Origin of the sequence: Sodalis ligni (assembly GCF_016865525.2) — a bacterium.
Taxonomy (GTDB): Bacteria; Pseudomonadota; Gammaproteobacteria; order Enterobacterales; family Enterobacteriaceae; genus Acerihabitans; species Acerihabitans ligni.
In genome coordinates this window covers 6,284,687-6,311,096 of the sequence record NZ_CP075169.1, presented here as the reverse complement: position 1 = coordinate 6,311,096, position 26,410 = coordinate 6,284,687, and the positions used below count along the sequence as shown (strand labels likewise).

Below are 26,410 nucleotides of genomic sequence, written 5' to 3'. Positions count from 1 at the left end.
CTGCGGCGAGAGGAATTTATGCCATCCGAGCCTTACGTCCGGGCCAGCGATGGCCTGGCGACGGCGAAGCGGCGCTGAAGCGGGAAGCGGCCTTGCGCCGCACCGGCATAAGGTGGCGATGTGCCGGCGGGGAATAAATTTCCAGTAAAAAGATTAAAAAGCAGATTATCGGCAATGCTGCGCAGAAAATGCGTAGTCCCTCGAGCATAATATTAAGAAAAATTTAAGTATCAAAAGAAGAGTTTTTTGTTGATGAAGACAATGAATCAAATTAATAAAGGATGCCGGCCATACCGGCAACCCTGAATTTCTGCGGATATGCCCCATTCCTAAATGCACGATCGCTCATCTGACCCGATCCGCCAGGGTAAAACTATCCACATGCATATATCAAACATCACTTATATGTCTGGACGCCGAGAAAGTTTTCCTCATCAATCCGGACGTGAAAATTGATGAAGAATGTTCAGAGTATATTAAGTGTAAGGGGTTAAATTAACCATTATCACTTAACGTTTGTATTCGCAAAAAAAGACCAGAATTACTATTGACTCAGTTCAAGATTATGGCAGATTCCGCAAAGTTTTACCAAGGGCGTTTGGGAGAGGGGGGAAAGAAAACGCCCAAGAGTGGTCCGGGGCGTGTGTTGGGCGATATGCAGTTTACCCAGCCTTTTCTCCGTAATATAAGGGTGTTTGCCCCGCCGGTCAGTAGGGCTTTGCTGGCGTTGCAGCATAAGATCCTTTTCCAGGGCGTCCAGCACGGTGACCACGGTGCGGGATGAAAAGCCCATATAGTTTTGATATCCGTCGCGCTGGTTTTGCCATGGGTTATCAATTGAAGAATTTTCATTTTGGATAATGACAGTCCTTCGTTAACCAATTGTCCGTTCACTTCTTTACGTAAGCGATGATAGATACGTGATAAAGATTCCACGGTGTCGGCAATATCTTTAACTTTTTCCATTTTATAATCTCTAGGTGAAATTAAGGCGATTCACTCGCCGCGATTGCAGGTTAAAATTTGTTATAAATGGAGGGTGGGGTATTTAATAGTCCCGCCATTTTCATAATTTAAAACATATTTTTAACAAATTTTTCAATGACACATCTCAATCCAAGGCGATAAAATTCCTCCTATTTCCCGGTGTCTCATTAGGGAATCGATAATTATCTCTGAATTGAAGAACGGGCCATGCAATATACTTAACGAATTGCCAGCGCAGTTTATAGGAATATTTTCTATTTTTAAACACGACTAATTGAAAAATACGGATGCTATACAGAAATATTACGTCGTTGATATGTTATTTTACTTTATTACTTTTATGATAACTAAGTAGCCTGCTAATTTTCAATTAACATAAAGATGATATAGATAAAATCTTGTTGATTTATTGGAGGTTTTTATTATGTCTACAAGGTGTAAATATGACGTACAAGCATAATGTAATAGTGCATTTTATAAAATAATAAAAAATAAATTTAATAAATACCTTGCCGTGATCGTAAAACAATTCGCGGGAACCCGTGAGGTTTAACGTAACGCGTTGATTTTTATGTTGTGATGTTTTTATAAAAACGCTGCCGGCACAGCAGCGGAAGAAATTATTGCTTAGACTTCAATGAAGTAAAGTCTAAAAAAGTCATAAGAGATGGCGCGACGCTTTTAACGCGGCGGCGTAAGAAAAGGACGCTGGTGAATGATCCGGCGGTCAGAACGCTATTTTGGCCGGACAGGACCGGATAGGACCGGACATGCATACGTAGTTCTTATATGTCGCATTGTTAATAAATCATGTCGTGAATGTGGCCTTTGTTTCGTTGAAACACTGGCAAGCTTGCTTACGTTTACCGCCGCAATCCGCCGAAGCCGGCGAAATAACCGGTCGGGCCGGCGACGATTTTCCGGTTATCTCCCACCCGAATTGAGTAAAACGTGACGGAAGATCTCTCCGGCGCCGGATGGTGGGCTGTCGTTTCATTGACAAAATTAATTTAACAGGCTGCGCTTATGTTCTTTTACCTGCTTCGCCGGTTAGTACTGGCGGCGTCAGTGATGCTGGTGGCAATCACGATATTATTCTGTCTGGTGTTTTTAGTGCCCGGGGATCCGGCTTCGGTAGCGTTGGGACCGAGGGCCAGCGAGGCGCAAAAGCAGGCATTGCGTGAACACATGGGGCTTGATCAGCCGGCTATCGTGCAAATCGGACGATTTATCGTCCATGTGGCCGCAGGAGATCTCGGCGAAGATGTCCTGACTCATCGGCCGGTGAATCAGCTTATTGCCCGCGCCTTACCCAATACCCTCATTCTGGCCCTGTCGGCCATTGCCTGGGCCATTATTATCGGCATCCCGCTGGGGTGCTGGGCGGCCTTGCGGCCCAATACCTGGCTCGACCGGCTGATAGGGCTGCTGTCCACCAGCGTGATCGCCCTGCCGGCTTTTGTGGTGGCGATTTACGCACTGCTGGTGTTCTCAGTGACATTGAAGTGGTTTCCGGCCATCGGCGCGGGGCAGCAGGGGGATTTGGGCTCGCAGTTACAGGCGCTGGTACTGCCCTCCCTGACGGTGGCATTAAGCTGGATCGGTTATTTGGCCCGGCTGGTGCGGGCCTCGATGCTGGAAGTGCTGAAGGAAAACCATATCCGCACCTTCCGCGCCTTCGGCATCGGCGATCGGTTGATTGCGCTGCGCTATGCCCTGCCCATCGCGGTGGTGCCGGTGGTGTCGGTATTAGGGGTCGGCATTGGTTCGCTGCTCTCCGGCGCGGTGTTGACCGAGATCGTGTTCGCGCGGCCCGGCCTGGGCAAGCTGGCGTACGACTCGGTGATTTCCCGCAATTTTCCGGTGGTGATGGGGACGGTGGTGGTGACCTCCGGATGTTATGTACTGGCCAATCTCATCGCCGACCTGATCAACACTTTTCTGGATCCGCGCGTGCGGCAGGAGCTTTGACCATGGCGCTCATCACCACCACCCCGGCATTGAGTCCCGGCAACATTGCCGCCGCGGGCCGGCCGGACCCGTTTCGCGTGCTGCGGCACGTTTGGTCAGGTCCCATGGGGCGTTTTGCCCTGATTTGCGTGGCGGCAATGCTGTTGTGCGCCCTCTTCGCCCCCTGGCTGGCTCCGCACGATCCCATTGCCATCAAAGCGGCCCTGCGTCTTAAAGGGCCGAGCATGGACTACTGGCTGGGCAACGATCAGCTCGGCCGCGATGTGCTGTCGCGCCTGATTTACGGCAGCCGGATCGCTATGACGGTGGCATTCCTAGGTACCGGCGGCGCGCTGCTTATCGGCGCCATGCTGGGACTGCTGGCGGGTTACGGTCCGCGGCAGATAGATACCTTGCTGATGCTGTTCTGCGATTCGCTGATGTCGATACCGATGATTCTGTTCGCCCTGGCGGTAGTGACGCTGGTAGGGGCGAGCGTGAGCACCATCATCATGATTATCATCACTTTTATGGTGCCTGGCTACTTTCGGGTAGTGCGCAGCCAGACCCGCGTTCTCAAACGCATGGAGTATATTGTCGCCGCCCGCGCCATGGGCGCCTCACCCGTCAGCGTGGTTTTTCGCCACTTGGTTCCCAATATGGCCGGCACGCTGCTGGTGCTGGTGGCGATGGATATTCCGGCGGTTATCGCCATTGAGTCGGGCCTGAGTTTCCTGGGGCAGGGGGTACAGCCGCCGGACGCCAGCTGGGGCACGGTACTCAACGACGGCTACTCCTATATCCGCCAGGCGCCCCATATCGTTATCGCCGCCGGCATTCCCATCATCATCGCCACGCTTGGCTTTACCTTTCTCGGCGAGGCGCTACGGGATGCGCTTGATCCCCGCACCGCCAGGCAATCCCGGGGGGATAACTGATGGCACTGTTGGAAATGCACAATCTGTCGGTCACCTATGCGTCCGACAAGGGTCCGCTGAAGGCCGTTCGCCAGATTTCCCTGCAGGTGGAAAAAGGCGAAGTGCTGGGCCTGGTGGGGGAGAGCGGCTCGGGTAAATCAACCTTGGTGGGAGCCATGCTCACGCTGTTGCCCGCCAATGCCCAGGCTTCCGGGCAGCTGCTTTACCACGGACAAGACCTCCTTGCGCTGCCTGAATCCGCCAAGCGCCGCCTGCGGGGCAACGGTATCGCCACCGTGTCCCAGGATCCCTTCACCGCTCTCAATCCGGTGATCACCATCGGCAAGCAGCTGGTGGCGTTCCAGCACCATAAGCCGGGTTCGAAGGCAGATAAGCTGAATCATGCGGTGAAAATGCTCGAACGTGTAGGGATTTCAGACCCTCAGGGGAGGCTGAAGCAATATCCCCATGAACTCAGCGGCGGTATTCGCCAGCGTATCGCCATCGCGGCGGCGCTGTTAACCGAACCGGAGCTGCTGATTGCCGACGAGCCCACTACCGCACTGGACGCCACCACCGAGATGCAGGTGGTGGAAGTGCTCAAGGCCAGCCGCCAGTTGGTGGACGGCGCCATTATCTTTGTGACTCACGATTTGCATTTGGTGAGCGCTCTTTGCGACAAAGTGGCGGTGATGTACGCCGGAGAGATCGTCGAAGCCGGTCCCATCGGCGAGATTTTCGGCTCTCCCGCCCATCCTTATACCCGTGCGTTATTGGCCTGCGATCCGGAGCGAATTGAAGTGGCCACCCGCGAACTGCCGTTTATCGCCGGTTCGGTGCCGATGCCGAGCGTCCACCGCGTCGGTTGTCCGTTCCAGCCCCGCTGCAGCCTGGCGTTCGCTCCGTGCGGCAGCGAGACGCCGCCGGAAACCCTGCTGGGGGAAAAGGGCCGGACGGTGCGCTGCCATAAGGTGAATGCCGATGCTTGAAATTCAGGATTTAGTGGTTCGCTACAAGACCGGCAATCTGTTGAGCCGTCTGATGCCCGGCGCCGTCGGGCATGTGGATGTGCTGGCCGGCGTCAGTCTGCATGTGCCGCCGGGCAAGACCGTCGGTCTTATCGGCGAGAGCGGCAGCGGCAAAACCACCCTGGGGCGAGCCGTGATTGGCCTGACCCCGGTAACCAAGGGCAGTATCCAGGTTAACGGCCGGGAACCGCTGGATGCCAGTGATTTATCATGGCGGACTATCCGCCGGGAAACCGGGCTGATATTCCAGGACCCGATGGCCGCCCTCGATCCGCGCATGACGGTGGAGTATCTGGTCACCGAACCTTTTGCGGTTAACGGCCGCGAATATAAACGCCGCGGCGCGGCGGCGGCACTGCTCGAACTGGTGGGCCTGCCATCGCTGTTTCTGGACCGCTATCCCCATCAACTTTCGGGCGGCCAGGCGCGGCGGGTGGCGGTAGCCAGGGCTCTTGCCCTGCGGCCCAAGCTTATCATCGCCGATGAGCCCACGGCGGGCCTGGATCTCTCGGTTCAGGGCGAGTTGCTTAACCTGCTGACCTCGCTACAGCGGGAGCTGGGCATGAGTTATCTGATTATTACCCATAATCTGGCCATTACCCGCCATGTCACGGACCGGATTGCCATTATGTATCTGGGACGAATTGTGGAAACCGGGCCTACCGAGGCTATTTTCCGCGCGCCGGCGCATCCCTATACCCGGGCGCTGCTCAACGCTAAAAGCAAGCATAACCCTCCGGGCGCCGGCGTGTTGCAGGGGGATGTGCCCACCTTATCCCGCCGGCCCGCCGGCTGCGAGTTTCACACCCGTTGTCCCCTGGCGACGGAACGTTGCCGAAGCGAAGCGCCGGCGCCGCGGCAGCTTACCGCGGAGCATCAGGTGACTTGTCATACCCCGTTAATCCCAGACCAACCCCAAATGGCCCGGCCAAGCCGCATCATTTAAAAGGAAATGCATCCATGAAAGGCCCCTCGATGAACAGACGTGAGCTTATTAAGACCATGGCGATCCTTGCCGCCGGGGTATCCGGTTCGCTGGCGCTTGGCGGACGGACGGTGGCTTTTGCCGCCGATAACAAAAATAAAATCCTGCGCGTGCAAAACGATCAGGATATCACCAACCTCGATCCGGCCAATCGCAGCGGCTGGTACGATGAAATGGTCATGTTTGCCGTCTATTCCGGCTTATGCCAGTACAAGGCCGGCACAGAATGGGGATGGCAACTGGACGCGGCCGAGATATTGGAACAGGTGGACCCGCTGACGGTGCATTTCAAGCTGAAACCGGGCATCAAGTGGACCGGTGATTTTGGCGAAATGACCGCGGAAGACGTGAAGTACTCCTTTGAACGGTTCATCGATCCTAAACTGGCGGCGATTTATGCCACCGACTGGGAGGCCCTCGATCATGTGGAGATCAAGGGCACCTACGAGGGACTCATTCATTTGAAACATCCCTTCGCGCCGCTGTTCACCAGTACCTTGCCCCACGCCTCCGGCCTGATTATCTGTAAAAAGGCCGTGGAAGCGGCGAAGGATAAAAAAATCGCCACCGATCCCTTGGCGTCATCCGGGCCTTATCGCATCGGCGAGTGGCAACCCAGGGAGCGGCTGACCCTGGTGCGTAACGAGAACTGGAGTGGACCGCACTGTTTTTACGACCAGATTCAACTGGTGCCCATCGGCGATTTGAATACCGCCGAAATCGCCTTTGAAGCGGGGGATCTGGACATGACCAAAATCAATATCAGCGCCATACCCAAATACCAGCAGGGAGTGGCCGGCACCACCCTGACGGTGCGACCGGCGCTGGCCTATACCTGGCTCGGCATGAACGTTGATCATCCGCTGCTTAAGGATATCCGGGTCCGTCGCGCTATTCAGCAAGCCATTGACGTGCCCTCCATTCTGGACGCAGCTTTCGGCGGGGCGGTAAAACCGGCTTTCGGTCTGGTGCCGCCGCCGCTGCCCGGCGCCCGGAGTAAAAATATCTATCCCTACTCACCGGACGCCGCCAAACGCCTGCTTAAGGAAGCCGGCGTATCCAAGCTGCAGCTGCGGCTGGACTTAACCACCTCCGCCGACGGCGGCACCGTCGCCCAGGTCATTCAGGCGCAATTGGCGGAAGTGGGTATTCAATTGCAAATCAATCAAATGGACAGCGCGGCCTTTGTGGCGGCAGGGCAGGAATCCGAAGGCACCGCCTGGAATGACTCGCAGCTGCGGATGACCACCTTTACCACCGCGCCGGATGCCAGCTGGGTTACCGCCTGGTTCACCTGCAAGCAGGTGGGTATCTGGAATACCCAAAGAACCTGCGACAAAGACTGGGACAAACTGAGCGACGATGCCGCCAATGAACTGGACCAGGGCAAACGGGCCGCCATGTATGTCAAGCTGCAGGATCAACTGGAGGAAACCGGCGCCTATGTCTTTCTCTACCACGGCAGTAACGCCTGGGTGACGCCCGGCACCATCAAAGGCGCCTGGACTCCTGACGGCCAGTGGCCCTTGTTCCGGGAAATAAAAGCAGTGTGATAAAAGCAGAGAAATACGAAGCGCGAGATGAAAATGCGTGCGGGAAAAAGTTCATGACTGAACGGCTTGCATAAAACGTTCGGACGTGAAATTTCCCGCGCGTTCGAACGCGACAGAGTTTTCACCCTCATGGCCCGGAGACGGTGCGGGCCTTCAACAAAAAAAGATTAATAAGCCGGTGGCGCTGTTTTCGCCCCTGTCTTAACGTGGGAGCTTCCTTGAGTACTGCCCGTCTTCCCCTCGCGCCTAAAAAGAGCCTACGGTCCGCCGGCAGCGCTTTAAGGCACCCTAATTACCGTCGGTTTTTCGGCGGTCAGCTGTTATCGGTAATCGGTAACTGGATTCACACCATTGCCCTGGGCTGGCTTATCTGGCGTCTCGGGGTCGCGTCGCCGGTAATGCTGGGCCTGTTGGCCTTTTGCAGCCAGGGTCCCATTTTAATATTCGGGCTATTCACCGGCGTCATCGTCGATCGCTGCGATCGGCGCAAATTGGTGTTGGCCACGCAAATCGGCCTGACGGTGCTGGTCTCAATGCTGGCGATACTCACCTTGAATCATTGGATAACCGCCAGGATAGCCATTTTCATCGCCCTCGGACTGGGTCTTATCAGCGCCTTCGATTTGCCGGGCCGGCAATCACTGGTGGTGGATCTGGTGGAATATAACGATTTAGGCAACGCCCTGGCGCTTAACTCGGTGATATTCAACGGCGCCCGGCTTATCGGCCCCGCCCTGGGCGGCCTGCTGGTGGATAAGCTGGGGGAGGGCTGGTGTTTCGCCTTTATTGCCCTCTCTTATGTGCCGCTGATTCTCTTTCTGGCAGGGATGCGTATTCCCCAGCGTCCCCCCACCGTTCGGACCGGCGGTCTGCTGGCGGAAATGGCCGAAGGACTGCGCTTTCTGCGCCATGACGCCGATGCCCTGCGCATTTTGCTGCTGGTGGGATTGTGCAGCCTCACCAGCGTGCCCTATTTCTCGTTCCTGCCGATGCTGGCCGATCGGGTATTAAAAGGCGGCCCGGCCGGATCGGGCATTCTGATGAGCATTACCGGCATCGGCGCGCTGGTGGCCGCGCTGCGCCTGGCTTACAGCAGCAGTATTGAACCCATGCGCCCCTGGCCGCTATGGGCCGCACTGATGCTGGGGATTGCGCAAATATGCCTTGGCCTGTCTCACCTGTTTTGGCTGAGCGCGCTGATTGCCGCGCCTATCGGTTACGCCATCCTGACCCAGAACCTCACCTCGAACTCGCTGCTGCAACACCAGGTTCCCGACGGCCTGCGGGGCAGGCTGATGTCGTTTTATTCCATGATGTTAATCGGCACGGTCCCCATCGGCGCCATTATCTGCGGCGGCGTGGCGGAGATCATGGGACTGCCGCTGACCATGATTGTCGGCGGCCTGCTGTGCCTGGCGGGCGTTGCCGCCATTGCCGCCTGGGAACGCTTCGGAACCCGGCGCCGGTTATCGCCGCCTCATTCTTAACTATTTATTTATCGCCAGGAGGACCGACCATGTCGGACACCATAGACAATACTCTCACTGTACCGGCTTTTCGTCAGATAACCGTCCCCCTTTCGGATGGTACCCAACTCACGGCCAGGCTGTGGCTGCCTAATGGGCCGGGGCGGGTGCCGTTGGTGCTGGAATGGATTCCTTATCGCCAGTCGGATAATACCGCGGTGGGGGATTCGATGATCCACGGTTATTTCGCCGCCCACGGCATTGCCGCCATGCGCATCGATTTACGCGGCAGCGGTAATTCGGGGGGCCTGCTGCGGGACGAATACCTGTCACAGGAGCAAGACGACGCGGTGGAAGTGATTGCCTGGATTGCCGGGCAAAGCTGGAGCAACGGCAACGTCGGCATGATCGGCATCTCCTGGGGCGGGTTCGCGGCCCTGCAAATCGCCGCCCGCCGCCCGCCGGCCCTGAAGGCGATTATCACCTGCTGTTCCACCGACGATCGCTACACGGACGACGTGCATTTTATGGGTGGGGCGCTGCTCACCGACGGTCTGCAATGGGGCAGCGGTTTATTTACCCAGCTGGGGCGCCCCCTTGATCCGGCCTATGTAGGCGACGGCTGGCGCGAGCAATGGCTGGCGCGTCTGGAGGGCATGGAACCGCCGCTGGCCCACTGGCTGGCGCATATGGAACGTGACGACTACTGGCGGCACGGGTCGGTAAATGAAAATTATCGCGACATTCAGTGCGCCGTGTACGCGGTGGGGGGCTGGACAGACGGTTATTCCGACGCCATATTACGGTTGATGGAGCACCTTGACGTGCCGCGCAAGGGTCTTATCGGTCCCTGGACCCATATCTACCCCAATTGGGGCACTCCCGGTCCGGCAATTGATTTTCTCGGAGAATGCCTGCGATTTTGGCGGCATTGGCTGCTTGGCGAACAAACCGGCATCATGGATGAACCGATGCTGCATCTATGGCAGGGGGAACAGCTGCGTCCCGACCCGTCATCGCTGACGCTGGACGGCCACTGGATCACCGCGTCCCAATGGCCGGCCACCACAAATCATCATGACTTTTATCTTGGGGACGGCCTATTGAGCGATGTGCCCGCCGCCGCCGCGCCGTTGCTCATTGATACCCCGGCGCACTGCGGCGCCATGGGCGGCGAGTGGTGTCCCCTTGATGGCGGCGGCAATGCCCCTGAATTCCAAGGGGATCAGCGCGCCGATGATGGTTTGTCGGTGTGTTTCGATGCGCCGGTGCTGGAAGCCCCGCTTATTCTGTGCGGCAAGGCGGAGCTGACGGTGGATATCGCCTTTGAAACGCCGTCGGCCATGCTGGTTCTGCGGCTGAACGAGGTGGATGTGCACGGCCGTTCGGCGCGGGTGACCTTTGGCATACATCGGCTGAGCCGGCCGGATGTCCCCGCCGGCCAGACTTTTCCTGTGGTATTGCCTCTTAAAGGCGTGGTCTACCGGTTTTCCGCCGGCTGCCGGATCCGGCTGGCGCTCTCCACGGCATATTGGCCCATGGCCTGGGCCGAACCAGGGCAGGGGCCGGTTCAGATACTCCCCGCCACCGGCCGGTTCCGGCTGCCGCTGCGAACCGAAAGCCTGCCGGATAAGCCTGATGCTTTTGGCCCCCCCCGCTCGGCGCCGGCGCTGGATCATGAGGTCATGGCTCCGGAAGTCACCGCCCGCCGGCTCAGTTGGGATGCCGGCAGCAATACCCACCGGCTGACAATGGATGCCCGGCGGCAGAAAACCCGCATCGGCGAATTGAGTTTTGATAGTGAAGGCCATGAGGCGTATGAGATCGGCGCCACCGCGGAAACCGCAAGCTGGCAGGCCGAACGCCGGCAGCGCTACCAGCGTCCCGGCTGGCATATCGAGCTGCGCAGCGAAAGCCGCCTGGCATGGCAAAACGGCGGCCTGGTATTGAACTCAAGCTATAGCGCCTGGGAAAATGACCGGGAGGTTTTCCAGCGGCAATGGGAACATCGCTTTCCGGCGAGAATCAAGACCATTGGCGGTTAATACCTAAGCAATGCCCAATAGCTTTCACGCTGCGGCTTGAAAGATAACGGCTATAGGGTATTGTTTACCGGTGATATTATAGATTGAAGTGATTTGAACCTATGCCCCTTGTCGAACCCCTCGTGTTCACTTTTTTACTTGGCCATGACTTTTCCATGATGAGTCTGGCCTCGGCCATTGAGCCGTTGCGTTCCTATAATCGGCTGTATGAAAAACAGGCCTTCAATTGGCATTTGGCCAGCTTGAATGGGGAGCCGGTGGTGGCCGCCAACGGCATTCCTTTCCCCACCCGATCCATCGATGACGTCATGCCCGGCTCTCATTATCTTTTTATCTGCGGCGGCGAGCGGGTGGTGGCGCCCAAGTATGAACGCGGCTACCAAAAGGCCATGCGGCAGGCCGCCCGTGCCGGGATCATTATCGGTTCGCTTTCCACCGGAACCTTTTTGCTGGCCAAATGCGGGCTGCTTAAAGGGTATCGCTGCACCATCCATTGGGAAAGCCGTTCGGCGTTTAAGGAAGTCTATCCGGATATCCAATGTACCCATAAAATTTTTGAAATCGATCGCGGAAGACTCACCTGCTCCGGCGGGACGGCGGCCATGGATATGATGCTTAATCTCATTGCCGAACGCTACGGCGATGAACATGCCGCCTCCATCGCCAATCAGTTTCATCATGAACGGATTCGCAGCGCTGAAGACGATCAGCGGGGCGGGCGTCCCGCCGGCGCAGCGATGCCCGCTCCTCTTGGCGCCGCAATCGCCGTCATGCAGGCGCATATAGAAGATCCCATCTCGTTGCCGGAGGTTGCCAAGCGGGCCGGCGTCGGTAAGCGCCAGCTTGAGCGGCTGTTCGCACACTATTTCGATAAAACGCCGCAGCGCTTTTATCTGGAGCTGCGCCTTGAGCAGGCGCGGGAGATGCTGATTTATTCCGACCAGTCGATTATCGAAATCGCGGTATCGGCAGGGTTTGGCTCCACATCGCACTTCGCCGGCTGGTTTCGCCGCACCTTCGGTGTTTTGCCATCGGCCATGCGCCGCGTCAGACAGAAGAAAAATCTCTCATAATCAATACAGATCCGTGCGGCGCTCCGCCAGGTAGGCATGGCCCAGGCGCCACTGCTCAAGGGCCGTCAGGCTGATTTCTCCCATGAGCAGCGCCGCTCCGCTGCCCGGCAGCGACGCGATGATACCGCCGTCGGGTCCCACAATCCGGCTTTGCCCGATGCAGCCGCTGTCGCCGCGGTTGGCGAACGCGACAAAACAGCCGTTTTCATAGGCGCGGGCCGGCACCACATGGCGTGGCACCACATCATAACCGGGAGTGGTGGCGCTAAGGCACAACAGGCAATCCATTCCCTTAAGGGCCAATGCCCGGACCGACTCGGGGAAATCAAGGTCATAGCAAATCAGCAGGCCGAAGCGCAGTCCCCCCAGGGCAAAGCTGGCAAAGCTTTCACCGGTCTGGAACAGCGCCGTTTCATAACCGGACCAGAGATGGATTTTGCGGTAATCGGCCCGCACCCGGCCCTGGCCGTCAATCACCTGTAAAGAGTTATACAGTCCGGCGGGGTCGCGTTCCGCGTAGCCGAATACCAGCGCCTGCTCTTTCTCCGCGGCCAATTGCGCCAGCTTCCCCAGCACCGGCCCCTCTCTTTCCAGCGCCAAACTGCGGACCCGGTGGGGATCGTCATAACCGCACAACGCCAACTCCGGCAGCATAATCATGTCGGCGTCCGGCAATGCGTCCATGGATTCGCGAACCCAATCCACTATTTCACTTTCCCCTGCGGGAGTGCCCGTTATTTGGGCAATGCCGATATTCATATTGCGTCTCCCTTGGGAGCGATGTCGCTGAAAAAGGGATAATAATCGTCCCAGCGGCGATGAAAGATACGGCTGTCGCCGTCAAAGGCTTCCAGGCTGGATACCAGGCGCCATCCGCCGTCATCGGCGGTCAGCAGGCTGCTGATCTCCAGCCTGGCGTGCCACTCGCCGCGGTGAAAACCGGCGCTGCGCACCGCCCTGGAGCTGGCGGCGCAGGGGGCCAGGGCGTTGATTTTATAGGTTTCACGGCCCAGGGCGTCCAGCCGCAGCCCGGTTTCTTCCAGGTATATCGCTCCCAGATTGCGCACAACCTCCAGGGTGGTATCGCCGTCGTTCATATCCCGGATCAGGCGCAGCCGTCCCCGTTGCGGCGGCACGATGATACGGGAAGGCAGGGCGGGGGGAACCGGCGGCCTGCCGAGACAAGGGGGCGGCGTTGAGGCAATCCCGCTGTCGCGAACCGGCAGTTCAAGGGTGCCGCTATGCAATGTCAAGGTCGTGCGGACCGGCAGCGGCGCCGCCAGCGGCCAGTAAGCGGTGGATACCGCCACCCGCAGACGATAGCCGGCGGGCAGAATAAACGCCGCGGCATTAAGCGTTAACGCCACATCATAGCGCTCCCCCGCCGTCAGCGGTTCGCGCCGATCATGGCCGTTACGCTGGGTGAGATTGAGCAGGCCATAAGTGATACGCAGCGAGGTGCCGTCCGGCGCCACGGCGTTCAGCCGCACGGCAATCATTCCCTGGCTGCTGTCGGCCGACAGGCCGAGTCTTATCACCGGACGGCCGGTAATTTGCAACGGCGCCGTGAATACCGGGCTGTCAAAACAGGCGGAGCCGGCATCATCCTCCCGCTGATCCCCCGGCATATCCGGCCCGTTGCCATAAGGACACCATTCCCCGGAAACGATGCCGGTGGCGGCAGGGGAACAAATGGACTGGGTAAAGGGAACCAATCCCTCGTGGCGGGGCTCTCCCCGGCGGACAATCGCGTCGCCGCCATCCTCGGCGCCGTCATCCAGCCAAGACGTCTCCAGCCGTCCGTCCGGAGACAGCGCCCACCGCTGGGGCGCAATGGCCGGTGCGGGCCAATGCTGTTCGGCGGCCCAGCGACCGCGGCGTTCGGTATAACTGACCCGCGGCGGTTCCGCCTCCTGCAGCCAGTAGGTCAGCATCGGCTCATCCATAATGCCGGTGGGCTCATTCTTCAGCCAGTGATCAAACCAGCGCGTCACGTAGCGGATGAAATCAATGCGCGGGCCCGGCGTGGCGACATGAGGAAAGGCATGGCCCCAAGGACCGATAAGCCCTTTGCGCGGTCCCGGCAGGTTTTCCAGCAGACGCAGCACGGTATTGGTATAACCGTCGGCCCAGCCGCCCACCGCCAGCACCGGCACCTCGATACGGGAGTAGTCTTCGCATACCGAGCCGCTGCGCCAGTAATCATCACGGGTGGGATGCGCCATCCAGCGGCTCGCCGGGGGCAGCTCCATGGCGTTCAGCCGTTGGAGCCACATTGATTTCCACTTGTCGCCGACGATGTCCGGATCCGGCGGGGTCGGCGTCCAGGTAAACAGCGTGGAGCCATATTGCAGATTATCGTTAAGCAGCACCCCGCCCATGTAATGCATATCGTCGGCATAACGATCGTCGGTAGAGCAGGCGGTGACGATGGCTTTCAAGGCCGGGGGACGCAACGCGGCGATTTGCAGAGAGTTGAATCCGCTCCAGGAGATGCCAATCATGCCCACCGCCCCCGAACACCAGGGCTGCTGGGCAATCCAGGCGATGACTTCGCACGCGTCGGCCCACTCACGGGGAGTGTATTCGTCGTTCATCAGGCCGTCGGAATCCCCCGCGCCGCGCATATCCACCCGCACGGCCGCATAACCGCTTTCCGCCAGGCCGGGATGGAGAATGGCATCATCGCCGCGATGCCTGTCCCGCCGGCGATAGGGCAGGTATTCCAGTATCGCCGGCACCGGCCGGGGACCGTCCGGCAGCCAGATCCGCGCCGCGAGCTTGCAGCCGTCCTGCAAGGTAATCCAGACTGTTTCAAGTATCTGCATCAAGGTATCCGCATAATAGGTGTTCTAACAGTGAAAAATGCCCGCTGCATCATCTTTGCATAGCGCCGTTCCGGGGCCATCAACATTGCGACCGATTTGGCGTCAAATACGACATCAGGCAGCGGACCGACATCGATTTTCGCCTGAATAGGTTAAAAAACGGTCGGGCGAATCAGGCCGGACTGTGGGCTGACGCCCGTATTCCCCGGCTCATCAGGTAATAAACCGGACAGACAACCATCAGACCGACGATCCATGAGATATCCGCGCCTCCCATGGCGCGGGCGATGCAGCCGGTGTAGACATCGGTGGCGATAAAGGGGATTTGCACCAGGATGCCCAGCAGGTAGCAAGCTATGGCCCTGTAATTGAAATAGCCGTAGATACCGCCGTCTTGCCGAAAAAAAGAGGGGACATGGTAGCTGCCGTGGGCGATGAGGTAATAATCCACCAGGTTGATGGCGGTCCATGGGATCAACACATACAGCAACAACAGAATGAAATGGATGTAATTCACCAGAAAATTTCCCTGGCCCGCCACCGCCAGCAGCAGTGACAAGGTAAACATCCCCAGGGCCAGGATAATGCGCGCGCCGGAGCGGGGAGACCATGCCGGCGCCAGTGTCTGGCCGACGGTTAACGCGCACAGCGTTCCGCAATACAGATTCATCGCGTTGGTGGCGGCGATGCCCACGGAGAAAATCGCCACTATCAGGGCGCTGGCTCCGCCGGTGAGGGTCACCAGGCCGGTAACGACATCATCGTCTTTCCAGCACAGGGCGATCACCACGCCCAGGATCATCGGAAGAATGGACCCCAGGGAGCAGCCCCAATAGCTGGCCCAGAATACTTTACCCTGATGGCTGTTTTCCGGCATGTAACGGGAGTAGTCGGACACATAGGGGGCATAGGCCAACTGCCACAGAGCGGCAATAGACAGGGCGCCGAAAAAACCGGCAAACGTCGGCGGACGGTAGCTAAAGAACGCCTCCGGCAAACCGGTTACCAGCAGAATCCAGCCAAAACACAGTAACAGGGCAGTACCGGACAGCCAGGACATGATTCGGGTGTAGGCGTGTATAAGTTTATAGCCGAAAGCCGTGGCGGTAACGCTCAAGACGCCGACGATGGCAATGCCGCCGTTGATACTGAGCGGGGGGCAGATGGCATGCAGCCCCTGGCCGCCCAATATCAGATTGGAGGCAAAAAAGCCCAGGTACATCACCACCACTAAGACCACAACCAGCAAGGCGCCGAAGGATCCGAACTGACCGCGGGTCTGGATCATTTGCGGCACGCCCAGCTGTGAGCCTTGGGCTGAGTGCAGGGCCATAAAAACGGCCCCCGCCAGATTCCCTATAATCACCGCCGCCGCCGCGGCGAAAAAAGATAAATTGAATACACACACCGCCAGCGAACCGGTGATCACCGTCAGCATCATGATATTGGAACCAAACCAGATAGTGAATAAATCGCTGATCTTGCCTTGCCGTTCCGTACTGCTGATGGGTTGAATGGTTTTTAATTCAACCGGAGAGATAACACTTGCGAATTGTCTTTTCATGATGACTCTCTTTGAATGAAAATAATAATCTAACAGATTAAAAATCGGCCCATCTATTGTTGAGTAGAAATTGGAGGCATTATTTATTGAGGGACAAATATCAATCTGTTATATATGCCAATGGTATCTAACACATAATTATCATCGTGAAGATGGTTATTATTTGCATTTTACAGTAATGGTGGATATAAAGGTGGCGAATTGATAATTTTCAGCCGATTTCTAAGGAAGCTCAATGAATGAAACGTGGTACGACTGGCATCACCATGAGCTGACGGTACAACGTCTATATGACATTCTCGCGTTGCGTAATGCGGTGTTTATCGTAGAGCAGACCTGCCCCTACCAGGATATCGACGGCCAGGATCTTCTGGATGATAACCGCCATGTCGCGGGCTATATAGCGGGTGAACTGGTTGCGTATGCCCGGATCCTTACCGGTAAAGATACCTTGTCCATAGGCCGGGTTATCGTCTCGCCCCGGGCTCGCGGGATGAATTTGGGTAATCGGCTGATGGAACAGGCGCTGGCGGCCTGTGCGTCGCGGTGGCCGGGCCGGAAGATTCATCTCTCCGCCCAGGCGCATTTACAGAAATTTTATGGTCGTTTCGGATTTCGTGCGGTCACCGAGCTGTATGAAGAAGACGGCATACCGCATATCGGCATGGAGAACGTTCCGTCTTCAGCGCGGTAAAGGACTACTGGGCAGCCGATTCGGGCGGCCTGGACGTCCGCCCTATGGGCCTGAGAGATATTCTACGCCGTGAGCCGCGAAATTTCGGCGGATCGCCATTGTGAAAGGTTCATTTCCGCGATAATTCCCGGGCCAAAACCGGCAATGATCCCCCTCTGGTCGGATTTGAAAATGCTGTCTTCGTGCATGCGACGATAGGCTTCAAATACCACTGAACTGGCGATATTACCGCAATTCACCAGCGTGTCTCGGCTATAGGAGAATTTCTCCCTTTGCACGCCGAGGTATTTGCATAAATCGTCTAAAATCCTCGGACCGCCGGCATGGATAATATAATAATCGAGACTGTCAATCTGCCAATGATGCGTCGAAGCCAGTTCTGCCATGACCGGGGCCAAAGGCGCCATGGTGCCCGGTACCCGTTTATCCAGCCGGAAATGAAAGCCGGTATCTTTTACCGCATAGCGTATCCATTCATCGGTATCCGGAATGAGATAACTGCTGTTTCTTTGTAATTCCAGACCGTTGCCGGCGCGGCTGGTCACCACTGCCGCCGTTATCGCATCGCCAAATAATCCGTCGGACAGCAGGCTGCCGATATCACCATCGGTGGGCTGATAGCTTAGTGAGCAGAATTCGCAGCTGACAATAAGCACATTGCTGTCGGGATGCGCCAGTATAAAATCATGGGCGCGATTAATGGCCGAACCACCGGCGGCGCAGCCGAGCTGCGCGATAGGGATTTGAACCGTCTGCAAAGGGAATCCCATTTTATTCACCAGCCAGGCGGTCAGCGACGGCATTAGAAAACCTGAACAGGACACATAAATGATCGCGGAAACATCCTTGGCGGTGATATCGGCATGGCTCAACGCTTCCTCTATCACGTTAGGTACCAGTCGCTTGGATTGATATTCAAATACGGCATTCCGATAGCCAAAACCCGGATGCAATGTCGCCAGCTCGATTGGTTGTATGATGTGCCTTTTTTTCACGCCTGTATTGGTTATCAGCTCGATGGATTTTTCCAAATTGGGATTGTCTTTGAAATTCTTTTTCGCAAGATCAAGCGTTTCCTCGAGGGTGATAATATGCTCCGGCAGATATATCGCTGGCTTGTGAAGTGTAGGCATTTTTATGGCTCCATAATATATTTATAATAAATTGATTCAATAAAATATTGATAATAATAACTAACGCTCATTTAGAGTGATAGTACCGTATCAATTTGTCAAACCGTCATCTAAAGGCATATGAAAATAAAGTTGAAATTTTAAAACTTATGTTATTCAAAACGTTAATAATCATACATATGCTTTTAATACGCCATTAACGTAACTATACGGGGAAATAAATATCAAATTAACTGTTTCGACAAGTAGGTATTTTGCTTTTAGAGAAAGCTGTTTATTAGAATGGACGGCTTTTATTTTGCCGTTAAAGAGCCGTAATCGTTAGATTTGCCTATTTTTGCCACATATCCAGTCTTTTATTGCGCTGCGTTGAGATGAGCAGAAGGCCTGATTAATGACCACTTATTATAGGTAAAACTTATTCGCATGCCAAAAGTAGAAACAAAATATATAATTTTATTAAAACAATATCAATAAAAACAATTTCCGCAATAAATATTATCTTAATTTCTAATGGGCTCGAAGGGGGCAACGATGCCAAGCTTCATTGTCAAGCATTATGCTTATTTTTAGCATAACGTCAGTTTGTTGCTTTACATTTTTGAACAAAAAAACGGCTTGTCAGCACTGCCTTGCTTACTGTGTCTGCTAATATAGATTTTTTCTCTATCAACGGGCCGGGCAAGCTTCCATGACCACGACGCAATGGGTGGATATCGTAAAGGATAAGGATTCGCAGGTAGAAACCATCCGGGCGCATTTCGAGGGACACGCTTATGACGCGCACTGGCACGACAGCTATCTGGTGGGCGTCACCGAAGCGGGGGTGCAGCAGTTCCATTCCGGCCGGGTGAGATACCGCAGCACCCCCGGCAAGGTTTTTACCCTGGCGCCGGGGGAGGTGCACGATGGCGATGCGGTGGACCGCGACGGGTTCACCTATCGTATGCTGTATATTCCGCCGGAACTGCTGCGCCGCGAATTGCCGGAGATTTTCGAGAACGCGCCGGATCGGGCGGAGTTCTCCTTCCCGGCTACCCTGTTCCAGGATGATCTATTGGCCGCCGCCACGCTATCGGCTTTCGATGCCCTGCACCGCCAGGATTTCAAAATCGTCAAAGATCATGGGATGCAGCATCTGATTTCAGCCTTAACCCGCCGCTATCCCTGGCGTAAGAAAAGGGTCACGGCGGATAATAAAAATCCGGCTCTTCAGCGGGTGCGGGATTATCTGCATGACAATATAAGTGAAGAAATCGGTTTAACGGAACTGGCCGCGTTGGCAGGTATGGACAGGTTCCGGTTAACCCGTCAATTTCAGCATCGTTACGGTCTGCCGCCCCACGCCTATCTGGTGCAGCTGAGGCTGGTTAAAGCGCGGTCATTATTGGCTAAGGGTTTTTTGCCGGCGGACGCGGCCGCCCAGACGGGTTTCGCCGATCAAAGCCATCTGGGGCGCTGGTTTAAACGCGCTTATTATCTTACCCCCGCGGCCTACCGGCGGATCTGCACAATCGTTCCAGACCGGTAAAAACATCTGATCTATGCTCGGAATTCGATTCAGCAGGAGAATGATCATGAGTTCGATTCCGATAAACGAAACGACGTCCCTTCAACCTGAGCGCTGCGTCATCATTCTTGATGACGGTTTACCCGCCGGCAAAGCGGTGAATGCCGCCGCGGTCATCGCCTTGACGGTGGGACAACGCCATCCCGCTCTGGTGGGACAACCCCTGATCGATGGCGATCGCTGCGAATATCCAGGACTGATCCCCATCGGAATACCGGTGCTGGCCGCGTCGGCCGACCAGCTGAAAATACTGCTGGAAAGCTGCCGGGCCCAGGATGTGGATAAGGTCATCTTTCCCGTTGAGGGGCAGGAGACCACCCGCTATGATGACTTTACCGCAATGGTGCTGGGGCAGAAAACCGAACAGCTGCAACTGCTGGGGATGGCGATTATCGGTGGTAAAAAAAACGTACGTAAGCTGACCGCGCAGTTCAAACTCTTCGGCTAATCATGGGCGTGAGGACTGTCCCACGACCTCTTTTAGCAGCTTGAAAATGTCTCGGGGTATATCTTGCGGCAGCGCGCAGCCGGGGGCGAAGATAAACTTATTTCCGCCTGCTTCTTGCATTGCGCGCTGATATTGCAGCTGGAGCCGCGCCCTAATGACATCCCGGTTATTCTCCTCCTGGGAAAAATCATGGTGCTGATCGATACCGCCTATGATGATTTTATCGGTCAAGCCGCGTATGGCTTTTATACTGCTCCGCTGCGTGTCCGGTACGCCATAGGGTGCGTCTTCCCAATTAAATGCCTGCACATCGTAATCAAGGCACTCATCAAACAGCAACCGCTTGTTGCCGTGTACATGCAGAATATTGAACCAGGTCCTGCCTTTGATATAGTCCAGAATCCTCTGGTCATAGGGGCGACAGAATTCATGATATTCTTCCCGGCCGATGACCTCGCCGCTGATAAATTGCGAGGCCAGAAAAATACCGTCGATACCCGCCGCAAGCAACCCGTCAAGAAAATTCAACTGAGTTGAGAGCAGGGCTTCAAGGCCCCTGTGCAATGCTTTTTTATGCCGTTGCATAAACTCCCTGGTCAGGCGTGGATCGGTGGAGCTGCTCATTTCCTGAATCCAGGTAAGGGGAGTGAACAGTGTCGCCACAATGGGTACTTTTCCCTGATAATGTTGTACCAGGGCAGCGGTTACCGAAATTTCCCGCGCCAGTGCGCTATTGGTTTTATCCAGTACCGGTAACGTCAAGAGATCGCGAGGGCTTTTCACCGGATATGAACGGAAAGTACCCGACCATTGCGTTGGGTCGGTGGAAAACAGGATATCGGCCCCATAGGCTTCGGCCATGTAATGTCCGTTGGACATGACCTTGACAAAATCCCACTCATTCTCATCGGTGAACTGAACGGTCGCCCCGACGAATTCCGGGATAACCCTGTCCACCAACGGCATATGCAGCCAACCGGCAATAGGGGTTCTATCAACGGATTTACCCTGCAAGATACTCTTCAGACGCTCTGCGCTAGTCATTGTTTTACCCGACATCGGCCTTTTATATCCATACAAAAAATATGGTTATTATCAAAAGATAATTTATACTTCGTTTAACGGGAAAAATCTGCAAGAATATTCCCTTGATAAAAATTGTTATATTGTTAGCTGGATTTTAGATAATCGATATGCTCTTAAACATGGGTAAATAATAATTAAAATCGTTTACAAATAAACATTACCTAAATATTCCTGCCGAAGGCTTGCTCCGTATCTTATCAATTGAGTATTATTTTCTATTAGGGAGTCAGCCCTATAAACCATAAGGAAGCATAAATGTTTCTATCTAATCACATTAAAGTAAATATTTTATGCTGCTAAAGGTATGGAGTAACATTGAATATAGAATGGATCAAATAATTCAAAAAATAAAGGTTGCCGGAAGTAAAATTGTCAAGCCATACCCCGCTTCAACTGACTATTTTCGTTTACAGGATAATTTTTACGACGGGAACGGCGTTTTTTTTAATAAAGATCCTAAAAGAGAGTCCCGTTACGCTATTCCCGATCGAAGCAAGGGCACATTTTATGTCACGGCCGTGCCGGTCACGGCCTGCGCTGAAATGTACAAAGGAGAACGTTTTATCGATCTGGAAGATTTTACTAAAAATTGCATGGCAATCGTCACGGCGGTACGGGATCTGTCGATTATCGATTTAACGGCGCTGGCCCCCTTGCTGCATGTTCCGCTGGGGGAACTGATGGGGGGCAATTACCGTAATACACAAATGCTGGCGGCAATACTGTCAAAGCACGTGGATGGATTGGAATACCTGTCATGCATGACCGGACAATGCTGCACGGTATTCTGGTGCGAGGACTCGTCAGGGGCAGGCCTCATCACCACTAAATCCGTCAAGCGGCTGTCCGACTTTCAGCATGAAGGCGTCAGCGCCAGGGATATGCTGAGAGACCACCTGGACATTCGCATTACCGGATAATGCCGCTGTGGACTATGGCGAGTTCCGCCCGTCGGTATTTGGACTGTATCTGTATAAAATCGGTAGTGGCCATTGCTCGCCGCTACGCCGCGTCGGGGCTGCCGAAGATGCCCGCCAGCCTGACCAACTGGCGTATTTCCTCTTCCGTGGCGCCTTTGCGCAATGTTTCCAGGGCAGTCGTGGGCTTATCCAGCGCTTTGTCCAGCGTATCAATTTCGCGGGTGAAAAAATTACACTTTCTTACGTTGCTGACGTTTCGCAAGCTGGCTAATATCGCCGGCAACCCTTTCAGCAGGCCTCTCTCGCCGTTATTTTCATCAGTGGAAAATTGAAAAACCGGGTAGAGATTTTCGCTTCCCCAGTTCAGGACGATGATCTTGCTTTGCTCGCCGTATTTATTGACGGTAGGACGGGAGATGCCCAGGATTTCAGCTACCATGCTGGATTTATAGACCCCGCCGTATTTTCCCAGATGAGCAAGAAAAGCATTTCGATTATCAATATATTCTTGATGCTCTATTTTCTCGGGAGTACTCATTTCCACAATTTCGATATGGTTAGCGCGCCCTTTGATTTCGGACCAGAATTGGTCGTCCGGCAGTGTTAATAAAGCATGGATATTTTCCGCGTCTTTATTTCTGAGCACATCGATAAAGTGTTCCGCAAGGTTGGCTAGACGCGCCCTGACCAGTTCGGAGTGGTCAAGGCTAACGGACTGACGGCCAATTTGATGGTTAGTGGTTTTTAGCGACTATTCCCATGGGCACCCCAAAACTTTACGATTTATCAAGATTAGTTTACATGAAATCGTAAACTTAGCAAATCCGTTGCAGCTTAATCCCCTTTGAAGATGATTTATATAAGATATACCGCTTTGGTATTTTGAAAGCGCTGGTTGGTTTACTAAGTTGTGGTCATAGGCTTCTCTTATGGAAAGATCAGGGTAAAAATGTCCGCATTTCTAAGACTATCGACACTGGCCGCCGCCATTTTCCTTTTTGGGGCGCAACCCGCCAGCGCGGGTTCAACCCTTGACCGGGTAAATCAATCAAAAGTGCTGCATGATGTGTTGGTTAATGATTACCCTCCCTTTGGTTTTATTGATGAAAATAACCAATTGGCCGGATTTGATGTGGATGTGGCGAAAGCGGTGGCGCAAAAGCTGGGTGTTACGCTGGAACTGACCGCGCCCGGATGGGAAACCATCGTCGGCGGCAAATGGAACGGGCGCTGGGATGTCTGCATCTGTTCAATGACGCCTAATTCCGAGCGGGCCAAAGTCCTCGATTTTCCGGCGCCCTATTACAGCTCCCCGGCGGTACTGGTGGTGAACAAAGATGAAAAGAACATTAAAAGCGCCGCGGATTTGAGTAATAAAAAAGTGGGGGTCGGCATTGGTTCCAGCTATGAGAATTACCTGAATAAAACCTTAGTCATTCCGGGAGCCAAACCTATTGATTTTCCGTTTAATCATGTCCAAATCATTCCCACGGATGAAACCGTGGCCTTTCAGAACCTGGCGTTAGGCGCCGGCACGCGCCTGGATGCGGTGGTCTCCGATTTGGCAACGGCCAAGGCGCGTATCGCCAAAACCAGTTCTTTCCGTATTGCCGCCGAACTCTATGCGGAACCGAACTGGGTCGCCACCGATAAAGGCGATGCAGAGTGGAATAAAAAGGTCGCCGATACAATCAATGCCTTGCGCGCCGACGGGACCTTGGCAAAAATCTCGCAGCACTGGTTTGGCGAAGATATCACCAGGGCATCGCTGTAATGGCTTTGCCATTCTCTTTGCAGCCGAACAAAAACGACGGCGAGGATGAGACGGCACCCTCACGGCAAACTCCCCCGGCGTCGGCGGCCAAAGGCGGCCTTGGATTCCGGTTGCGTACCGGTCTTACCTGGCTGCTGCTATTGACGCTGCTGCTCTGCCTGTTTTCCCGCATGGGTCTTGATACCGGCCTGATCCGGCAAAAATTGCCGTTTATGCTCGGATTGCACCTTTCGCCGGACGGTTTCATCCAGGGAGCGGCGTTAACCCTGGTGATCACCCTGATTTCCATGCTGTTTTGCATCCTGCTGGGCATTATCGCCGCCGCCGGACGGTTATCCGCCAGCGCCATCGCTTTCGGCTGCGCTACTTTTTACGTCTCGTTATTCCGCGGCACGCCGCTGTTGGTGCAGGTATTGATAATCTATCTGGCGCTGCCCCAGGCGGGCATTGTCCTGGGAGCGTTCAGTTCAGGGATAGTTGCCCTGTCGCTGAATTACGGCGCCTATCTGGCGGAAACCATTCGCAGCGGGGTGATAGGGGTGCCTAACGGACAAAAAGAGGCGGCAATGGCGCTCGGCCTCTCCCGTGGCGTGATTCTGACCCATGTGGTGGCGCCGCAGGCGCTGCGCATCATTTTGCCGCCGGTGGGGTCGCTCTTTATTTCGATGCTTAAAGATTCGTCGCTGGTGTCGCTGATGGGATTGTGGGAACTCAATTTCCTGGCCCAATCCTATGGCCGAAGTACCTATCATTATATGGAAATGCTGGCCACCGCGGCGGCCGTCTACTGGCTGATGTCGATTGTCCTGGAGCTTTTTCAGCAGCGGCTGGAGCGCCATTTCGGGCAGGGTTATGAACAACAGCATTCGCAACGTTGAGAGGAACGGTATCTGATGAACGCTAGCGCCACAAATCCCACAAATCAAAGCCATGCCCCGAAGCGGGCCGTCACTATTCTTGATGGCGGCATGGGACGATTGCTGGAAAGACTGGGGGCGCCGTTCCGTCTTCCCGAATGGTCGGCGCTGGCGCTTATTGAAGCGCCGGAATATGTCAGCCGCGCCTATCAGGCGTTCGCCGACAGCGGAGCGGATATTATTACCACCAATACCTTCGGACTGGTGCCCCATATGCTGGGGGAGGCTCGGTTTCACGCCCAGGCCCAAACGCTGGCCGACCGGGCGGGACGCCTGGCCCGCGCCGTGGCGGACGGAGCCGCTGACCGACGTTCGGCATCCCCGGTCCGTGTGGCGGGGTCCTTGCCGCCGCTGTTTGAAAGCTATCGGCCGGATAAATTTATCGCCGCCCGCGCTCCCGAGATTCTTGCCCCGCTGGTGCAGGGGCTGGCGCCGCATATTGACTTTTGGCTGATTGAGACACAAAGCTCCACCGCCGAAGCGTTAACCGACCTGGCTTTTATCCGGCAAACCAATTCATTGCCTGTTTATGTCTCTTATACCCTGAAGGATGAAGCGGGGCGTATCGGCCCGCCGGAGCTCCGCTCGGGTGAAGGCGTAGGAGAAGCGGTGGCGGCTTCGCTTGCGGCGGGAGCCGATGCCGTTTTGTTTAACTGCAGCCAGCCGGAGGTCATGAGCGAGGCGATCATTGCCGCACGACGGGTGATAGATGCTTCACCGACACCGGCTGCAGGGCTGGGCGTTTATGCCAATGCCTTTTTGCCCGAACCGCCGAGCGATGAGCCTTATGCGGGTATTTCCGGCATACGGCCCGATCTCGATCCGGAAAACTATCTGAAATGGGTCCGCCGCTGGGTTAATCAGGGCGCGACCATAGTGGGCGGTTGTTGCGGTATCGGGCCGGAACATATTGCCGCCATCCGCAAGGCGCGGTTGACGTTCTGACCGTCACGGCAGGAGGGGAGGAGGCTGAGCCGCTGTCCCTTCGGCCCGGCCGCCTGCCGCTGCATACATAACCGGCATCGGCGGTTAACGCTGGAATAGCGGGTCTCATCAACGCATAGCCTGGGTTCCATAGAAAGGATAGACCTGGGTGTCGCTTATGCCCTGCCTGCTGAATAATTTGACCAATGAACAGGCGCTAATATCATTGGGGTCGGATAACGATGACCAAATTCTCCTCGTATAAATAATAATTATCCCTGTAGAAAAACTAATTACATTGGATGATGGTTTTCACGGGCTTAATTAATATTCGGAAAATTACTCAATTCTGGCCGGCAATAGAAATAAATGCTTTTTAATGATATGGTTATCGTTATAATCACCGCTTAAAGCGGCTTTCAGTCTCCAATTTGAAAATTATCTAATGTAAATAATATTTAATTTTTTAACATTTTTTAATGATATATTATATACCATCCGTGCCACCCTATATGATAATAAATAAAGAGAACAGGTTATGCTTAAAA

At 55.0% G+C, this 26,410-nt stretch carries 22 protein-coding genes; 15 read left to right on the top strand and 7 right to left on the bottom strand.

The genetic code is table 11. From position 1 onward, the window contains the following. Window positions 1–544 precede the first annotated feature (544 nt). Complete coding sequence (locus tag GTU79_RS31770; RefSeq protein WP_420854145.1) at window positions 545–793, bottom strand: hypothetical protein; 249 nt, start codon at window positions 791–793, stop codon at window positions 545–547. A 1,220-nt stretch (window positions 794–2,013) separates the two neighbouring features. On the opposite strand from GTU79_RS31770, the gene GTU79_RS29315 reads away from it, so the two are divergent. The 8 genes from GTU79_RS29315 to GTU79_RS29280 all read left to right on the top strand — a co-directional run bounded on the left by GTU79_RS29315 (window position 2,014) and on the right by GTU79_RS29280 (window position 12,004). After that, complete coding sequence (locus GTU79_RS29315; RefSeq protein WP_132924180.1) at window positions 2,014–2,958, top strand: ABC transporter permease; 945 nt, start codon at window positions 2,014–2,016, stop codon at window positions 2,956–2,958. A gap of 2 nt (window positions 2,959–2,960) precedes the next feature. After that, window positions 2,961–3,875: an ABC transporter permease gene (locus GTU79_RS29310; protein ID WP_203524193.1), complete on the top strand. Its 915-nt coding sequence runs from the start codon at window positions 2,961–2,963 to the stop codon at window positions 3,873–3,875. Then, window positions 3,875–4,843: an ABC transporter ATP-binding protein gene (locus tag GTU79_RS29305; RefSeq protein WP_203524192.1), complete on the top strand. Its 969-nt coding sequence runs from the start codon at window positions 3,875–3,877 to the stop codon at window positions 4,841–4,843. Before GTU79_RS29310 ends, GTU79_RS29305 begins: the two co-directional genes overlap by 1 nt. Continuing rightward, complete coding sequence (locus GTU79_RS29300) at window positions 4,836–5,828, top strand: ABC transporter ATP-binding protein (RefSeq protein WP_165934193.1); 993 nt, start codon at window positions 4,836–4,838, stop codon at window positions 5,826–5,828. Before GTU79_RS29305 ends, GTU79_RS29300 begins: the two co-directional genes overlap by 8 nt. Window positions 5,829–5,857: 29 nt before the next feature. Continuing rightward, window positions 5,858–7,420 (top strand): ABC transporter substrate-binding protein, encoded by a 1,563-nt coding sequence (locus tag GTU79_RS29295; protein ID WP_203524191.1) that lies wholly within the window; start codon window positions 5,858–5,860, stop codon window positions 7,418–7,420. A gap of 218 nt (window positions 7,421–7,638) precedes the next feature. Continuing rightward, on the top strand, window positions 7,639–8,907 hold the full coding sequence (locus GTU79_RS29290) for an MFS transporter (RefSeq protein WP_165934194.1): 1,269 nt from the start codon (window positions 7,639–7,641) through the stop codon (window positions 8,905–8,907). 29 nt (window positions 8,908–8,936) lie between these two features. Further along, entirely contained in the window at window positions 8,937–10,931 is a 1,995-nt protein-coding gene (locus GTU79_RS29285; protein WP_203524190.1) for a CocE/NonD family hydrolase, read from the top strand. Between the two features lie 155 nt (window positions 10,932–11,086). Next, entirely contained in the window at window positions 11,087–12,004 is a 918-nt protein-coding gene (locus GTU79_RS29280; protein WP_203524189.1) for a GlxA family transcriptional regulator, read from the top strand. Here the strand turns inward: GTU79_RS29280 and GTU79_RS29275 are convergent, their stop codons facing one another. From GTU79_RS29275 to GTU79_RS29265, 3 genes are all read right to left on the bottom strand, one after another. Then, on the bottom strand, window positions 12,005–12,763 hold the full coding sequence (locus tag GTU79_RS29275; RefSeq protein WP_203524188.1) for a nitrilase-related carbon-nitrogen hydrolase: 759 nt from the start codon (window positions 12,761–12,763) through the stop codon (window positions 12,005–12,007). It abuts the gene before it with no gap. Then, window positions 12,760–14,832: a CocE/NonD family hydrolase gene (locus GTU79_RS29270; protein WP_203524187.1), complete on the bottom strand. Its 2,073-nt coding sequence runs from the start codon at window positions 14,830–14,832 to the stop codon at window positions 12,760–12,762. Before GTU79_RS29270 ends, GTU79_RS29275 begins: the two co-directional genes overlap by 4 nt. A 172-nt stretch (window positions 14,833–15,004) precedes the next feature. Beyond that, window positions 15,005–16,396: a purine-cytosine permease family protein gene (locus tag GTU79_RS29265; RefSeq protein ID WP_203524186.1), complete on the bottom strand. Its 1,392-nt coding sequence runs from the start codon at window positions 16,394–16,396 to the stop codon at window positions 15,005–15,007. Between the two features lie 235 nt (window positions 16,397–16,631). Here GTU79_RS29265 and GTU79_RS29260 point away from each other — a divergent pair, with 235 nt between their 5' ends. Then, window positions 16,632–17,090 (top strand): GNAT family N-acetyltransferase, encoded by a 459-nt coding sequence (locus GTU79_RS29260; RefSeq protein WP_203524185.1) that lies wholly within the window; start codon window positions 16,632–16,634, stop codon window positions 17,088–17,090. A gap of 62 nt (window positions 17,091–17,152) precedes the next feature. On the opposite strand, the gene GTU79_RS29255 is transcribed toward GTU79_RS29260, so the two are convergent. Beyond that, the gene (locus GTU79_RS29255; protein ID WP_203524184.1) at window positions 17,153–18,223 is read right to left on the bottom strand and encodes a type III polyketide synthase; all 1,071 of its coding nucleotides are present in this window, start codon (window positions 18,221–18,223) and stop codon (window positions 17,153–17,155) included. Between the two features lie 691 nt (window positions 18,224–18,914). Between GTU79_RS29255 and GTU79_RS29250 the strand changes: the two genes are divergently transcribed. Further along, on the top strand, window positions 18,915–19,754 hold the full coding sequence (locus tag GTU79_RS29250; protein WP_203524183.1) for an AraC family transcriptional regulator: 840 nt from the start codon (window positions 18,915–18,917) through the stop codon (window positions 19,752–19,754). A 46-nt stretch (window positions 19,755–19,800) separates the two neighbouring features. Beyond that, window positions 19,801–20,241, top strand: a complete 441-nt coding sequence (locus GTU79_RS29245; RefSeq protein WP_253073455.1) for a DUF2000 domain-containing protein — start codon at window positions 19,801–19,803, stop codon at window positions 20,239–20,241. Here GTU79_RS29245 and GTU79_RS29240 read toward each other — a convergent pair whose 3' ends face one another. Next, entirely contained in the window at window positions 20,242–21,285 is a 1,044-nt protein-coding gene (locus tag GTU79_RS29240) for a uroporphyrinogen decarboxylase family protein (protein ID WP_203524181.1), read from the bottom strand. 332 nt (window positions 21,286–21,617) lie between these two features. Between GTU79_RS29240 and GTU79_RS29235 the strand changes: the two genes are divergently transcribed. After that, window positions 21,618–22,247 carry an RES domain-containing protein gene (locus GTU79_RS29235; RefSeq protein WP_338091451.1) on the top strand — a complete coding sequence of 210 codons (630 nt, stop codon included), beginning with the start codon at window positions 21,618–21,620 and terminating at the stop codon, window positions 22,245–22,247. Between the two features lie 82 nt (window positions 22,248–22,329). Here the strand turns inward: GTU79_RS29235 and GTU79_RS29230 are convergent, their stop codons facing one another. Then, window positions 22,330–22,893 (bottom strand): helix-turn-helix domain-containing protein, encoded by a 564-nt coding sequence (locus GTU79_RS29230; protein ID WP_214513599.1) that lies wholly within the window; start codon window positions 22,891–22,893, stop codon window positions 22,330–22,332. 303 nt (window positions 22,894–23,196) lie between these two features. Here GTU79_RS29230 and GTU79_RS29225 point away from each other — a divergent pair, with 303 nt between their 5' ends. Genes GTU79_RS29225 through GTU79_RS29215 form a run of 3 tightly spaced genes read left to right on the top strand, consistent with a single transcriptional unit; the run spans window position 23,197 to window position 25,883 of the window. After that, entirely contained in the window at window positions 23,197–24,021 is an 825-nt protein-coding gene (locus GTU79_RS29225; protein WP_132924197.1) for a transporter substrate-binding domain-containing protein, read from the top strand. Then, window positions 24,021–24,899: an amino acid ABC transporter permease gene (locus GTU79_RS29220; protein WP_203524178.1), complete on the top strand. Its 879-nt coding sequence runs from the start codon at window positions 24,021–24,023 to the stop codon at window positions 24,897–24,899. Before GTU79_RS29225 ends, GTU79_RS29220 begins: the two co-directional genes overlap by 1 nt. Window positions 24,900–24,914: 15 nt before the next feature. After that, a complete protein-coding gene (locus tag GTU79_RS29215; RefSeq protein ID WP_203524177.1) occupies window positions 24,915–25,883 on the top strand; it encodes a homocysteine S-methyltransferase family protein in 969 nt (322 codons plus the stop codon). Window positions 25,884–26,410 lie beyond the last annotated feature (527 nt).